The following is a 13,997-nucleotide window of genomic DNA, read 5'->3' as shown; positions in this document are numbered from 1 at the left end:
GTCGAAAGTTCCTGCAACGCCCTCTCGACTTTATCCCGCGAGTCGGATAAACTAAAAAGTGAGATTTAAGTGAAATCTTCGTGAAATTCATAACGTGATTGTTTAAGGGGGAGTACGTCATGCATTTGGATCAACCAATCGGTTGGCTTTTCTTCTTCGTCGCACTCGTCGGTGTTTGGGCCGTCGTTCGTTCACTTAAGAAACGCCAAATGTTTCCACTCGTATTCGCGGCCCTAACTGTCGTCTTATTCGGCTGGTTTGGGATTGCGACATTGATTTACGGCGGTATTCCATCGTAATCAGAGTACGCTAAAAGAGAGGTGCCTCGAGCATCTCTCTTTTTTGTTATTTTATAAAAAGAGTAGACCTACTAGAACGTAGACCTACTCTCAGTATTATCTTACTTATTTTGAAGTTTGAAGGAAACGTAGCAAGTCGCCATAGATGACTTTATCTGAGAGTCCTAATTCTTTCTCAGATTGTTTCGTAGATTGTTTACACATTTCCGCTTGTTCCCCGTCCTTCACTTCTTCTCCTGTCTTACGGTCATAACATGTTTCTTGCGTGTAGACCGTCTTATCTGTTACGACAGAACCGTCACGGAACAACGCATAGTCTTTATGTTGTTTTGAGAAGAGATCGGTACCGAACAAGATCTCATTCTTGAAATCATGACCTAACAGGTGAAGCAATGTTGGTTTGATATCGATTTGACTCGCAACATTTTCGTGTTTGACACCCTTCGTTTGACCCGGTAAATGAATGACAAACGGTACACGTTGCAGTTGCGCAACGTCATATGGAGTCAACTCATCTTTGTTCATGAGTTCTGCCATCGCAGCATTATGGTTTGTTGAAATACCGTAATGGTCACCGTATACCATGAAGATCGTATCATCCCACGTACCATCTTTTTTGAGACCTTCGATGAACTTACCGAGTGCCATATCTTGATACGCTAGCGCCTGAACGTAGTGGTTCAGTGTCGTAGAACTCGTTTCTAGCGGTGGTACGAGTTCATCTTCTGGTTTTGGCATCTCGAATGGATAGTGGTTCGTTAACGTAATGAATTTCGAATAAAACGGACGTGGTAAATCTTTTAACATCGGAAGTGACTGTTCAAAGAACTTGTCATCGAGTAAGCCCCACTCCGTCAAATCTGCTGGATCCCCTAAATCATAATCCGTCTCCGAGAAGAAACGATCTACGCCGAAACTGTTGTAGACGATGTCCCGGTTCCAGAATGACTTGTTATTCGCATGGAAAACAGCTGAGTAATAGCCATCTTCTTTCAACATCTCAGGTGTTGCACGGAATTCGTTCTCTCCGTTCGTAAAGAATGCAGATCCACGACCAAGTGGATAGATCGAATTCTCAAGAATGAACTCAGCATCTGACGTTTTCCCTTGTCCTGTGTTGTGATAGAAGTTATCCCATGAATGGGATTCCTTGATCAATTTATTCAAGTTCGGTGTAATTTCTTGACCGTTTGGTGCTTTTAAACCAACGGCAAATGATTGAGCTGACTCAAACGAGATGACGATGACGTTCTTACCTTTATACTTGCCGAACATCGCCGGATTGGCTGCAGCATGCTTCGAATCGATGAAGTTTTGGACTTCTGATAACTCAGAGCTATCCGCAAGTGCTTTTTGCGCAGATGTCTTCGACTGGATGAGTGCGTCATACATATGGAAGTTAAATGTTCCGATGTTCTTAACGAGTAATTCCCGGTCAAAGGCACGTGTCAATAATTCTGGACGTTCTGTCTCAGCAAGCGTCAAGTTTCCAAGGAAGACGACGACTGCTGCGACGAATGCAAGAATTGCGCGTCCACGTGACGCGACGTTTTTGGACATGTCCATTTTCCGTAAGAAAAATGGTAAGATGATCAAATCGCCGACGATCAGTAAATCAGCCCAACTTAAAAGCGATGCGAGTGAAGCTGAAACCGTCTCTGCATTCGAAGTTTGGAACAATACTGGCAACGTCAAGTAATCATTAAAGAAGCGGAAAAAAATGATGTCCGCATATAAAATGATGGTTGCGACGAACAGTGTACCGTAGATGAACCATTTTTGGACATTTCCTCGGAAGAAGAAGCTAAATCCAAACATGAAGAGCGCTGAACTAATTGGATTAATTAGTAGAATGAATGCTTGCGCGGAATTCGTTACGGGAACGTTGAAGAAAAGTGTATACGCTAAATACGTTTTTAACCAAATCAATAAGGTCGCAATCCAAAAGAGCTTATGCTCTTTATAAGTACTGCGAACGCCTTGCCCCATCTTTAGGCGCATTCGCGACCAGATGTTTGCGTCTTGCTGCATAAAAACCTGCCTCCTAATTTACATGTGCTTTCTGCTTTCAGTTCACACAACTTACATCATAATGTAAATATACCCATATCACGTGAAAATTTTACGCTTAGTTTTACAAAAATGCAACCGGAATCCGGAAGATACTTAACAATCACACAATTACTATACGTTTGTAAACAAAAAAAAGATTCGCCGGAGCGAACCTTTCATTGAAATTGAATATTATCATTTTTTCAAGAACATTTGCTTAGCAAGCCATGCACACCCGATGACTCCAGCATCGTTTCCGAGTTCAGCAATCTTGAACGTCGTTGATCCAAAGACACGGGGTAACGCAAACCGTTCAAATTGCTGACGTAGTGGTGCAAGCAGTGTTTCACCTGCTTTCGAGACACCACCACCGATGACGATGATTTCCGGATTGATACTATTTGCTAGATTCGAAATCGCAAGTCCGAGGTGGAACGTCACTTCCTCTACGACATCCGTTGCGATACGATCGCCTTTCTCATATGCTTCAAATACATCTTTCGCCGTCACTGCTTTAATGTCATTCAGTAGTGTTTCTTGTCCTTTACGTTTCTCAAGACCAAGACGGGCGATACCCGTTGCTGAAGCAATCGTCTCAAGGCATCCTTTACGTCCACATCCACATAGGACGCCACCTTCAGGCAACATCGTGATATGACCGATTTCTCCTGCCATTCCGACCGTACCGTGAACGATTTGTCCGTTCGTGATTAGACCACCACCAACACCCGTACCAAGTGTGACAGCGAGTAATTCTGTTGCGCCACTACCGGCACCTTTCCACATCTCACCGATCGCTGCTGCATTTGCATCATTTTCAAGTACTGCCGGTAAACCTGTCAAACGTTCGAATTCACCGACGAGTTCAAAATTATGCCAACCGATGTTGACCGCCTTTTCGACGACACCTGTATTGAAGTCGATGAATCCCGGCGCGCCGATTCCCGCTCCGACGAAATCCTCTGGTCGTTTATCGCTTTTTTGACACTTCTCAAAGAATGATTTTGCAATATCTCCTGGAATTTGTGCCCCATCATTCAGGATCACCGTCTCAATCTCCCATTTTTCCACGATGATGCCTTGCAAATCCAAAATTGCCATCTTCACTGTCGTTCCACCGATATCAATGCCGAGTAACCATTTCATTGCTCTGTCTCCCCTATGCTCATATAATGTCTACTTGTTCATTTTAACGGACACACTCGTATTGCGCAAAGGGTTGCGCAACCTTAAACATTATCGGATTGTGAACGTTTTAACTCATGTCGTAAGATGAGTTTTGCTGAATCATACTGACGTTGCTCTAAAACGCCTGCTTCTTGCAATTCATCAAGTTCGAGCATCATCATCGCAATATCTGATGCTCGATCTCCTAGATAGATGAATGTTCCGTACGTCTTAAGTAACTGTTGTACATCATACAGTGTCTTCATCGACCATCGGCTCCTTTACATACGCATGTAGCAAATCATAGGTCGCTTGTAATGACGTCTCATGTGTTCGCTCGTAAGAATGGCTCGATTCAATCCCCGGACCAAATAGTCCGTGTCGAACATCATGGCCCGCACGCACTGCTGCCGAAGCGTCCGAACTATAGAACGGATAAATATCAACTTTATATGGGATACTATTGCGTTGTGCTAGACGTGTTAGCTGATGACGTAACCCTAAGTCATACGGACCGGAACCGTCTTTTGCACAAATCGAGACCGTGAATTCGTCAGAGTGCTGACCATCTCCTAACGCCCCCATGTCGACCGCGATATATTCTGCGACTTCTTCCGTGAATCCAGCATTTCCACCGAACCCAACCTCTTCATAATTTGAAATCAGGATCTGGACCGTGTGTGGCAGGTCGATGGTTTTCCATTCTTTAATCAATTCGAGCAACAAAGCAACCGATGCTTTATCATCGAGATGGCGCGATTTCACGAATCCCGTTTCCGTATAGAGGAAACGCGGATCAAACGTCACGACGTCTCCTACTTCAATCCCCGCGACGCGCGTCTCTTCTGCTGTCGTCGAACGAATATCAAGTCGGACTTCGATATTATCAGCGGACCGTTCCGTTTTATTCGTCTCGCGTGACGTATGGACACTCGAATGATGGAAAACAATCGTACCGGAAATCGTTTGACCGTCCATCTTATGAATGAGACAGTTCTCTCCTTCGATCGCTGTCCAAGCATACCCACCTAACTGTGATAAACTGAGTCGCCCCGTTGGTAAAATCTCTTTTACCATTGCACCTAACGTATCAACGTGTGCCGTCAGCAATCGTGTACGGTTTGAAGCGCCAGGCAAAGTCGCTAAGATCGCTCCCTTTTCAAGTTTGCGATACGTGATCCCGTCTGCAACCAAACGCTTTTCTACATATGTAATCGCTTCTTTCGTCGAACCTGTCGGACTTGGAATCGAGACCAGCTCTTCAATCGTACGTATGACTTCTTTCATGTTCATTCGCTCCCTTTCAATCGGACTACACCGTACTATCCGCTTTGTTTTCATGATAACAAATATTCATTCTTTGTCGGTACTGATATCCTATATGCACTACGCGAAAAAGCTGTAGCACTTTTTTGCTACAGCTTTTTGTCCACACCATATAATGAACTTAGACGTATTTTTTCATCCAAATATCATCGCGGTATGTGCCGTCTTCTAATTTTACAGAGTCTGGATCTTCGGCATATACTTCAAAGCCGAGCGATTCGTAAAGACTTTGCGCTGCTTCATTTCCTGATAATACGGCAAGAATGACTTGCTCAACGTCTGGTAACTTCTTCGCCTCGTCGATCAAGGCCTCCATTAGAGCACGACCGGTCCCTCCACGATATTCAGGCGAAACATATACTCCGGAAATCATCGCTTTGTGCGACTCACGTGACAGTTCGTATGGCTTGACCTGACCAAACCCAAACAATACATCGCCGTCGAACATACCGAGCCAAATCTCATCGGAGTCGGGTTCTCCTTCTAGACCTTCTCGTACTTCGCGGAGCGGGGTTTGCTGTTCATCGTCAAACGAATGACCGAAAGCATCTGGATGATTCTTTAATCCCTCAAGGCGTAGATTCCAGTATTGTTCTGCATCCTCTTTAGTTAATTTTCGAAAAGTATACATGACTGTCGATTCTCTCCTTTTTTGGGTTTCATGACGTACAAAAAATAACGGAAAAACGCTTCTATCTCTTACTTAACCTTTTTCTAGTAAAATAAAACCTAGATTTTTTCTCTTTAATTTCACTTAAATACAGTAGTGATGTTTGCCTCTTCTTTTTTCTCATAACAAAAACTCAAAGGTGGACACCAAGATACAGGATCACCATTTGAGTTTTTAAGCTCTCTATTTATGAGGTTTTCGTCATGCTTCGCGCCGTTAACCTTGCAAGACGGGTTCAAGCGTCTGACGTAATACATCAGCAGAATGATGGAATTTCTTCAACTCTTCTTCCGTCAATGAGACTTCAATGATTTCACGCACACCTTGACGATTGATGATGGCGGGAACTCCAATATGGATACCGGAAATTCCGTACTGCCCATCGACATGCGCACCGACCGTCAACAGACAGTTCTCATTTCCGAGGATGGCACGAACGATCCGAACGAGCCCAAGCCCAATCGCATAATAGGTTGCCCCTTTGCGCTCGATGATATGATAAGCCGCATCTCGGACGTTGATGTAGATTTGGTCAAGATCTGCTTGAGAATAACGATCGTCTTCAGCAAGGAGTTCATCAATCGTTTTCCCATAAATGCGGCTGTTACTCCAGGCTGCGAATTCCGTGTCACCATGTTCGCCAAGAATATAGGCATGGGCATTTCGGGAATCAATGTGAAAGTATTCTCCGAGCATTTGACGCAGACGCGCTGTATCCAGCACCGTCCCTGATCCAAATACGCGTGCTTTCGGAAGACCAGAATATTTCCAGGCAAGATGTGCCATGATATCAACCGGATTGGAAGCCACGACGATGATTCCATCAAAACCGGAATCCATGATTTGACGAATCATTTCTTTCATGATCAACGCATTCTTTGCGACGAGATCGAGTCTTGTCTCACCTGGTTTTTGTGGAGCGCCTGCCGTGATGACGACGACTTCCGCTTCGCGGCAGTCTGCGTAGTCGCCAGCCCATATTCGCATCGGTGAAGAGCTAAATGGTGTTCCATGGTTTAAGTCCATTGCCTCGCCCTCTGCTTTGGCTTTGTTGACATCAATGATGACAAGTTCTTCACAAAGTCCAGCTGTTGACATCTGATAGGCAAAGCTTGAACCAACTGCACCAGCTCCAATGAGAGCTACCCGTGTCACTTTCGCATGTAATTCCATATCGTTATGTCCACCCTTTCATTCATCCTAAGAGTTTGTTAGCTATCTCACAAGTAAATTGTAACATCTTTCACATTCTTTGTATCATGTGAAATTAATCACATTTGTCCATTTTGTGTCATTGATATCCTAACATAAAGAATTACATACTCATATACTTTCCAGTTACCAGAATCGAACGATGATAAACCCGATTCCACTTGCCAAACCACTCGTTAAGACATTGACAGCATCGTTCCCTAAAAATCGAATGCCCGAAACGTAAGCGGTCGGTTGACCATGGTGCTCTCGCTTTTCTGTGTATTCTCCACAAACCGTACATCGGTAAACGCGTTGCCCTACTGCTCCAAATAGTGTATCCAGTAGGCTCCCAAGTACACCGATGCTTGTTACGAGTAAGACGTCCCTTAAAGAAAGAGAAAATATCCAATGCGCTGCTATCGCGATGAACGCAGCTCCTGCGATCGTACCTACCGTTCCAATCAGCGACATCGCTCCACTTGTTCCTGCTGGTACCCGGCGTAACGTTTTGAGCGACCATGGATCACGTTTTGAGAGCGGTCCGATTTCGGATGCCCACGTATCAGCATTCGATGCTGCGATGACGAATAGAAATAACAAGAGATACGCAAAATCCATCGTCATGGCATACGCTAAGGCAGCAACGAACGCTAGCCCTCCATTCGCAAGAACCTGCCATCCGTCACGCGCGCCGTCCTTCTCAACGATGGAGTCGACCGATTGTTTTCTGGACCGTCCGACCTTCGATAACAAGCTCGAGCTACCAAAGAAAAGCAAGAGTACTACTAATCCTTGCCAACCGAATCCGAATGAGACACCACTACCGACGAGCAAGGTCATGATCGCACCACTTGTCGTCAATAAACGAAAAGATCGTCCGGTCCAAGCCAGCAATAGACAAAACAAAATGGTCGCGCTTAGCATCGGATGACCTCTAAGTCAGTAACGATCAGGTCAACTGGAATATCAAAGGCTTCCACTTCGAAATCTGAAAGAAGTTGTTCAGAAAAGGCAATCGATACTTTGCAACCTGTATATGTCACGAGTGCACGATCGTAATAGCCTCCTCCCCACCCTAACCGATATCCGTCCCGTCGATAGGCGCGACCTGGAACGAGGCAAAGCTCTGCTTGATCAAGTGAGGCGCGACGTGCTGAAGCTATCGGTTCAGCAATCCCCATCTGATTTGCTTGCAGTTGATCTTCTGGTCCATGTTCATAAAAGATCATCTCGTCTCCGACTACTTTTGGTATCAAGACCGTCTTGCCCTCTTGCCACGCCTGTTCAATCAGCATTCTTGTATCACATTCATTTCGAAAAGCTAATGTGATCGCGACACATGTCGCTTGTTGCCACTCAGGCAACAACAAAACATGTTCGTAAATCAACCGTTCCTTCTCCGTACGATTCTCCATTACATCTAATCTTTCTTTGATTAGACGGCGTACTTCTTGTTTGTTCATGACTGTCTTCCTTTCCACAAAAAAAGCCATCACACGAAGTGACGGCTTCCATCTCAATTATTTCACTTCACGGTGAAGTGTGTGCTTACGGAGACGTGGGTTGTATTTCTTCAACTCAAGACGCTCTGGGTTGTTACGCTTGTTCTTTTTAGTGATATAAGTACGGTCACCAGTTTCAGTGCAAGCTAATGTGATTTTAACGCGCATGGGATTCCCTCCTATCTAGCTCTCGATGTATCAAGTGATTTTGCTTTACATAAGGTTAAGCATACTCAAGTATCGTACCAAGAAAGAAAAGGAATTGCAACTGTTCATCCGTTCTTTTTCGGATTCGTCACGTGTTGATATGGTTTTTCAAGGTTCTCTTCAAAACGCAGTGGCTTCTTTTCGACGTGATACTCTTGTTCCACCCCGTGACGTGACTCTTCTCGTTCTAGATAAACGACCGCTGATTGGCGCAACGCATCTCCTTCAAGTCGTTTTAAGGCAACGACCAGACCACCTGAACGATCAGGAGAACGCTCACTTTCGACATCGTAGACGTTACTTACGAGTGGCAACTCTTTCATCTTCGCGATAGCTTGGGCAGCTGATGCGGTCTCCATGTTGAAGTTGTGGATGACTGCGAAATCAACGATCTTACTCAAGGCTTGCGCTTGGCGTAAGAATGCTAAATTTAGTGCCGCCAGTTGGTTATAGGTCTGAACGAGCGGTAGACCCGTCACTTGCACTCCGTAAACATGAACACCTTCTTCAAATCGATACGCTTCTGGATGTTCCGTGACGACATAGACATTCTCACCAGCAGCAGCAAGTCGTCGAGCGAGCTCCGAAGCCGGCCGGTCTGACGCATCATATTGTCGGACGAACAACAAGATGGCGTCCGTATTCCAAGATTTCTCACGCTTCACTGCCACGTAGTAATCATGTGCTGTCAAGAAGACATCCGGTTCAATATCTGAATCTCGAAGGAAAGGATATTCGCGATATCGATCATCCAACCATTCCACCGTCAGCTCCTCAGCATCCAGGCGACGCTCCGTTTCTTCAAAACGTAGGATGTGCTCCCGGAAACGATTCGCAGCATATTGAGCTGTCGTCTGTCCATCGAGGATGAACGGCCAGTCGCTCGAGACAGCGAGGAGGTATTCTCGAATGAGTTGACGCTTTGCTTTGACAGTCAACGCATCTTGATGACGATTTCGGGCTACGACACCTGCTAGTCTCTTCTCAAGTTGATGGAGATGACGAATCATCCAGTCATTCCGTTCATTGATCCAGACTTCCGCGTAGCCTTTTCGTCCCCACGTTCCCATCGCGACATGTGCCGTGTCGATGTCTTGGAAGTGACGTTCGAGGAAGATCGCCGGTGAAATCGACTCAATTCCTTGACCTTCTAAACGTTCCATCGCTTTACCGAGGAAGTCGGGACCTTCAAACCACCAGTGACCGAACAATTCGGCATCAAATGGTGCTGTGACAAGGAACGGTGGGAAGTCTTGTCCTTGATGCGCATCCAAATGTTCACCGAGTGCTTGTGCGAAGTCTGCTGCATGCTCACTCGTCCGTTGCCATGCCCAATCACGGACGTAATAGTCTTTTTGATCCGTTTCTCCTGTTACGCGATGCAATTTCAATCCTGTATCATAACGTAAGCCTTCCGGGTGCATGAACTCAGCGATTTGATCCCACTCCCGATCGTATGCAAGATCACGATAAAACTCGCGGTAATCCGGATGACCCGGGTATCCGATGACAGAGCTCCAAATCTTCCCGGAAATGATTTGATCACGCGGGAAGAGTGCCACACCGTGCGGAGAATAGACAGGTGCTCCGATTCCATGTTTCGGTGACGGATCCGCGTTTAAAATTGAATGTTCGTCAACGAATGTATAACGAATGCCCTCTTCGTACAAAATACGATCAAGTCCTGGCGTATACGCACACTCCGGCATCCAAAGACCAGATGGACGGAATCCGTAATGACGTTCGAAACAGTTCAATCCCGTCTGAATTTCAGAACGTGCCGCTTGTTCAGACAACATGTGCGGACTGAATCCGTGTGTCGCCGTACACGTAATCAAATCGAGATAACCTTGCTCTTTGTAATGACGGAATGCGCGGTTCAAATCTTTTTCCCAGTGAAGGAACGTATTCAATAAATCTTGATAGCGGTCTTGATAGAATAGAAGCGCATCTCGTTCCTTTTGAGCAAGCTCTCGCTCTAGTTCCTGGCGAATCAAACGTAACGTATCTTCGATATGCTCGATATACCGCTCTTGAATCAATGGGTCGGCAAGCATCTCGATGACGGGTGGCGAAATGCTGACCGTCCAGCCGAGCGGACGTGACAAGCGATTGACCTCCCACAATAATGGGATATAGGTTTCTGAAATCGCTTCATACATCCACCGTTCTTCTAGACGATGCGCCTCTTCATGACGGATATATGGTAAATGTGCATGTAAGACGAGTGAAAAATATCCTTTTCGCATAGCTTCTCTTCCTTTCCCTCTCTCTAATTCCATTACCGGACGCGATCGAAATAGGAATAAGGACGTAATACTTCGACCCATTCCGGTTGTTCGACCTCTCCGTATTGCCAATGATGCACGACTTCCGCGAACCGTCCGTCCGTGACTGGTTCGTCACGTGGCGTTTCGACTGGTTTTGAACGCAGTACTGGAACAAAGTCCCCGTCGATTGTTTGAATGCCCCATTCAATGATGTATGTAGTATTCGGGGCGACTGGTCGAACGAACCAAGCATTCGTCATTTCTGGCAGTTCGAATTGATACGTCCGATTTGCCTGTCCTTGTTCGTATTCAACAAGCGTGACATCAATGATGCGTAATTCTTTACGGAACGAATCAAACGTCGTGTGATAGTGCGTTTCTAGCAACTGTTTCGACAGTTCAGATAATTCCCAGTAGACGTATAAAGCTGTCGGTGACTGAACGATGGCGTGGAGGATGTCATCCTCGTAATGTGTCGCCATTCCAAACGCGTCGCGTTCTAGCGAAGGTACCACTTGCACAGACGGTACGACGTCTAATACCGGTGCAGTCGACTTTTTCGTCTGCTTGACCGTTTTTGATTTTACTTTCGGCGCTGCTACAGAAGGTTGTTCTGTTAACGATTTACGATATTTAGTCCAAGCATATTTGATTTTCCCTTCAGTCGTATCCAATTGAGCTGCGATTTGTTTTGTTGTCAGCCCTTGTTCTTTCATTTTAATGATTTGCTCAAGCATTCCCAATCACCTCTCTGTCATTATTCACTTCTTTCCTATTCTACAAACGTGTTTCGAATCCCTTTACAAAAAAAGTAGGCAGAGGAAATTCCTCCTGCCTACTTGATTCATCCGTTTAAATCATAATGTTTTCCTTTTTCGAGATAGATCAGATGCTCCCCGACGTTCGTCAAGTGATCACCCATCCGCTCGATGTAGCGGCAAATGTTCGTGAATTGCATGACTTCATCGACGACGATTGGCTGAAGCGACATATGACGCATATACTGGCGAAGTGCCTTATATGTCGTCTCATCAATGACGTTATCGAGATCAGACAAGGCTTTTGCTTTCTCGACATCTCCGTCACGATAGGCGACGATTGCAGTTTCCGTCATATCCAGTAATGTCTCGAATGCTTCCTTCAACAAAGAGATATCGATGACATACGGGAATGTCTCGACACGAAGAACCGCTTTTGAGATATTCCCCGCGTAATCTGCAATCCGTTCGAGATCCGACGAAATTTTCATCGCGGTGATGATTCGTCGTAAATCTGTCGCAACGGGTTGTTGCTTCGCGATTAATAAAATCGCATCATCGTTGATTTCAAGTTCAAGATCATCGAGTTCATTATCGTTTTCGATGACACCACGCGCGATGTCTTGATCATATTTTTCGAGTGCTTCTGCCGTTGTTGCGATCTGTTGCATCGTCTTACGAGCCAGTAAAAAGACCTTTTGATCGAGTATTGCAAGATTTTCTCCAAAAATCGTACGGTTCGCTGCCATTCGTCTCGTCTCCCCTTCTTATCCGAATCGTCCTGAAATGTAATCTTCCGTCCGTTTGTCACTCGGATTTCCAAAGATCCGGTCTGTTTGATCGAACTCGACGACTTCCCCGTTCAAGAAGAATGCCGTTTTATCCGATACACGTGCAGCTTGCTGCATGTTGTGTGTCACGATGATGATCGAGTAGTCCGATTTCAACTCTTGGACGAGTTCTTCTACTTTTAATGTAGAAATCGGGTCAAGTGCCGATGTCGGCTCATCCATTAAGATGACGTCCGGCTCGATTGCAAGGCAACGCGCGATACAAAGACGTTGTTGCTGACCACCAGAAAGACCATAAGCATTTTCGTTCAAACGATCTTTGACTTCATCCCAGATCGCTGCACGGCGTAAACTGCGTTCGACGATCTCGTCGAGGATTTTTTTGTTTTTAACACCGTGGACACGGGGACCATAAGCGATGTTGTCATAAATTGATTTTGGGAATGGGTTCGGTTGCTGGAAGACCATTCCGACCGATGTCCGTAATTCTTCGACACCGTATTCTTTATCAAAGATATTACGTCCGTGATACTCGATTGCACCATTCGTCCGTACGATCGGAACGAGTTCGACCATTCGATTCAATGTTTTGATGAATGTCGATTTCCCGCAACCAGACGGTCCAATGATTGCCGTGACTTCATTTTTCTTAATGTCGAGATTGACATCTTTCAACGCATGATCGTCACCGTACCATAAGTTTAAGTCTTTGACGTTATAGACGCTCTCACGTGCTGCTACTGGTTGGTTCATACGCTCTGTCCCTTCTGTAACGACTGATTTCGTATTCAGCTTCGTATCCATCATCTGTCTTCCTCCTTAAAAGAAATCCCTTCTATCTATCTCGTTCGATTAGTAGCGTTTTGAGAATCGGTTCCGGATCCAGATCGCAAGCGAGTTCATCGTCAAGAGAATGACCATTAAGACGATGATGCCTGCCGCTGCAAGTCCTTGGAAGTCCGCTTGTGGACGACTTGTCCAGTTATAGATTTGAATTGGTAATGCCGTGAACTCCGAGAAGATTCCTTCGGGCGCACGAGCGATGAAAATGGCAGCTCCGACCATGATCAACGGTGCTGTCTCACCGATCGCTCGGGAAACAGCTAAGATGATTCCCGTGATGACACCCGGAAGTGATGCCGGAAGAACGACTTTAAATGTCGTTTGCCATTTCGATGCACCGAGTGCGAGTGATGCATGACGCATCGCTTGTGGCACGGCGCGAATCGCTTCTTGAGAAGAAACGATGACGACTGGAAGACTCATCAATGCGAGCGTCAAAGCTCCAGCAATCAACGTCGAACCGAAGCCCATGTTACGGACGAAGAACGTCAATCCGAGTAATCCGAAGACGATCGACGGAACACCCGCGAGGTTCGAGATGTTGACTTCGATGAACGATGTCATCCGACTCTTCTTCGCATATTCTTCTAAATAAATCGCTGCTCCGACACCAATGATAAAGATCATCGGGATGATCAAGAGCATTAAATAGATAGAACCCATTAATGCTGGATAGATTCCCGCACGTTCCGCACGACGAGAAGGTGCGTTTTGTAGAAATTCTAGTGATAACCATGACGCACCGTCACGGATGACGCCGTATAGGAGAATACCTAAGACGACGAGACCGAAAAACAGACCGACGAGGAAAATGACTTTTGTTACATTATTGACGACGAGGCGTTGGCTAATGGATTTCTTAACCGCGACCGGGTCGATGAATTTTTTCGTGACAGGTTGCTTTTCTGGTAAGGCCAT

The 13,997-nt window shown here is 45.7% G+C and carries 15 protein-coding genes; 1 reads left to right on the top strand and 14 read right to left on the bottom strand.

Annotated elements, in window-relative coordinates; translation table 11 throughout:
* The first annotated feature begins 119 nt into the window (after positions 1-119).
* Entirely contained in the window at positions 120-299 is a 180-nt protein-coding gene (locus MKY22_RS04830; protein WP_035409134.1) for a DUF2759 domain-containing protein, read from the top strand.
* A gap of 105 nt (positions 300-404) precedes the next feature.
* Here MKY22_RS04830 and MKY22_RS04825 read toward each other — a convergent pair whose 3' ends face one another.
* From MKY22_RS04825 to pstA, 14 genes are all read right to left on the bottom strand, one after another.
* Positions 405-2,330: an LTA synthase family protein gene (locus tag MKY22_RS04825; protein ID WP_035409136.1), complete on the bottom strand. Its 1,926-nt coding sequence runs from the start codon at positions 2,328-2,330 to the stop codon at positions 405-407.
* 216 nt (positions 2,331-2,546) lie between these two features.
* Positions 2,547-3,497: an ROK family glucokinase gene (locus MKY22_RS04820; RefSeq protein WP_341087108.1), complete on the bottom strand. Its 951-nt coding sequence runs from the start codon at positions 3,495-3,497 to the stop codon at positions 2,547-2,549.
* Between the two features lie 83 nt (positions 3,498-3,580).
* Positions 3,581-3,784, bottom strand: a complete 204-nt coding sequence (locus MKY22_RS04815) for a YqgQ family protein (RefSeq protein WP_035409139.1) — start codon at positions 3,782-3,784, stop codon at positions 3,581-3,583.
* Positions 3,768-4,805 carry a M42 family metallopeptidase gene (locus MKY22_RS04810; RefSeq protein WP_290754794.1) on the bottom strand — a complete coding sequence of 346 codons (1,038 nt, stop codon included), beginning with the start codon at positions 4,803-4,805 and terminating at the stop codon, positions 3,768-3,770. Before MKY22_RS04810 ends, MKY22_RS04815 begins: the two co-directional genes overlap by 17 nt.
* 160 nt (positions 4,806-4,965) lie before the next feature.
* A complete protein-coding gene (locus MKY22_RS04805) occupies positions 4,966-5,475 on the bottom strand; it encodes a GNAT family N-acetyltransferase (RefSeq protein ID WP_214854898.1) in 510 nt (169 codons plus the stop codon).
* A 255-nt stretch (positions 5,476-5,730) separates the two neighbouring features.
* Positions 5,731-6,687 (bottom strand): L-lactate dehydrogenase, encoded by a 957-nt coding sequence (locus tag MKY22_RS04800; protein WP_214769069.1) that lies wholly within the window; start codon positions 6,685-6,687, stop codon positions 5,731-5,733.
* A 165-nt stretch (positions 6,688-6,852) separates the two neighbouring features.
* Complete coding sequence (locus tag MKY22_RS04795) at positions 6,853-7,632, bottom strand: DUF92 domain-containing protein (RefSeq protein ID WP_149426962.1); 780 nt, start codon at positions 7,630-7,632, stop codon at positions 6,853-6,855.
* Entirely contained in the window at positions 7,626-8,171 is a 546-nt protein-coding gene (locus tag MKY22_RS04790) for a 5-formyltetrahydrofolate cyclo-ligase (protein ID WP_341087098.1), read from the bottom strand. Before MKY22_RS04790 ends, MKY22_RS04795 begins: the two co-directional genes overlap by 7 nt.
* A gap of 57 nt (positions 8,172-8,228) precedes the next feature.
* Complete coding sequence (gene rpmG / locus MKY22_RS04785; protein WP_012369771.1) at positions 8,229-8,378, bottom strand: 50S ribosomal protein L33; 150 nt, start codon at positions 8,376-8,378, stop codon at positions 8,229-8,231.
* 104 nt (positions 8,379-8,482) lie between these two features.
* Positions 8,483-10,666, bottom strand: coding sequence for a 1,4-alpha-glucan branching protein domain-containing protein (locus MKY22_RS04780; protein WP_341087090.1), 2,184 nt, complete (start codon positions 10,664-10,666; stop codon positions 8,483-8,485).
* A 32-nt stretch (positions 10,667-10,698) separates the two neighbouring features.
* The gene (locus MKY22_RS04775; RefSeq protein ID WP_064300297.1) at positions 10,699-11,424 is read right to left on the bottom strand and encodes a DUF4912 domain-containing protein; all 726 of its coding nucleotides are present in this window, start codon (positions 11,422-11,424) and stop codon (positions 10,699-10,701) included.
* A 107-nt stretch (positions 11,425-11,531) separates the two neighbouring features.
* Positions 11,532-12,194: a phosphate signaling complex protein PhoU gene (phoU, locus tag MKY22_RS04770; RefSeq protein ID WP_050678392.1), complete on the bottom strand. Its 663-nt coding sequence runs from the start codon at positions 12,192-12,194 to the stop codon at positions 11,532-11,534.
* A gap of 18 nt (positions 12,195-12,212) precedes the next feature.
* Complete coding sequence (pstB, locus tag MKY22_RS04765) at positions 12,213-12,989, bottom strand: phosphate ABC transporter ATP-binding protein PstB (RefSeq protein ID WP_053454494.1); 777 nt, start codon at positions 12,987-12,989, stop codon at positions 12,213-12,215.
* A 99-nt stretch (positions 12,990-13,088) separates the two neighbouring features.
* Positions 13,089-13,997: a phosphate ABC transporter permease PstA gene (pstA, locus tag MKY22_RS04760; RefSeq protein ID WP_341087086.1), complete on the bottom strand. Its 909-nt coding sequence runs from the start codon at positions 13,995-13,997 to the stop codon at positions 13,089-13,091.

This window comes from Exiguobacterium sp. FSL W8-0210, assembly GCF_038006045.1.
Lineage (GTDB): Bacteria > Bacillota > Bacilli > Exiguobacteriales > Exiguobacteriaceae > Exiguobacterium_A.
This window is presented reverse-complemented; position numbering and strand designations above follow the sequence as displayed.

Bases quoted from the DNA above. Each gene is read 5' to 3' on its own strand.
- MKY22_RS04810 (WP_290754794.1), bottom strand. From the start codon at position 4,805: ATGAAAGAAGTCATACGTACGATTGAAGAGCTGGTCTCGATTCCAAGT.
- pstB (WP_053454494.1), bottom strand. From the start codon at position 12,989: ATGAACCAACCAGTAGCAGCACGTGAGAGCGTCTATAACGTCAAAGAC.
- pstA (WP_341087086.1), bottom strand. From the start codon at position 13,997: ATGGCCTTACCAGAAAAGCAACCTGTCACGAAAAAATTCATCGACCCG.
- MKY22_RS04780 (WP_341087090.1), bottom strand. From the start codon at position 10,666: ATGCGAAAAGGATATTTTTCACTCGTCTTACATGCACATTTACCATAT.
- MKY22_RS04805 (WP_214854898.1), bottom strand. From the start codon at position 5,475: ATGTATACTTTTCGAAAATTAACTAAAGAGGATGCAGAACAATACTGG.
- MKY22_RS04820 (WP_341087108.1), bottom strand. From the start codon at position 3,497: ATGAAATGGTTACTCGGCATTGATATCGGTGGAACGACAGTGAAGATG.
- MKY22_RS04800 (WP_214769069.1), bottom strand. From the start codon at position 6,687: ATGGAATTACATGCGAAAGTGACACGGGTAGCTCTCATTGGAGCTGGT.
- MKY22_RS04795 (WP_149426962.1), bottom strand. From the start codon at position 7,632: ATGCTAAGCGCGACCATTTTGTTTTGTCTATTGCTGGCTTGGACCGGA.
- phoU (WP_050678392.1), bottom strand. From the start codon at position 12,194: ATGGCAGCGAACCGTACGATTTTTGGAGAAAATCTTGCAATACTCGAT.
- MKY22_RS04790 (WP_341087098.1), bottom strand. From the start codon at position 8,171: ATGAACAAACAAGAAGTACGCCGTCTAATCAAAGAAAGATTAGATGTA.
- MKY22_RS04830 (WP_035409134.1), top strand. From the start codon at position 120: ATGCATTTGGATCAACCAATCGGTTGGCTTTTCTTCTTCGTCGCACTC.
- rpmG (WP_012369771.1), bottom strand. From the start codon at position 8,378: ATGCGCGTTAAAATCACATTAGCTTGCACTGAAACTGGTGACCGTACT.
- MKY22_RS04825 (WP_035409136.1), bottom strand. From the start codon at position 2,330: ATGCAGCAAGACGCAAACATCTGGTCGCGAATGCGCCTAAAGATGGGG.
- MKY22_RS04775 (WP_064300297.1), bottom strand. From the start codon at position 11,424: ATGCTTGAGCAAATCATTAAAATGAAAGAACAAGGGCTGACAACAAAA.
- MKY22_RS04815 (WP_035409139.1), bottom strand. From the start codon at position 3,784: ATGAAGACACTGTATGATGTACAACAGTTACTTAAGACGTACGGAACA.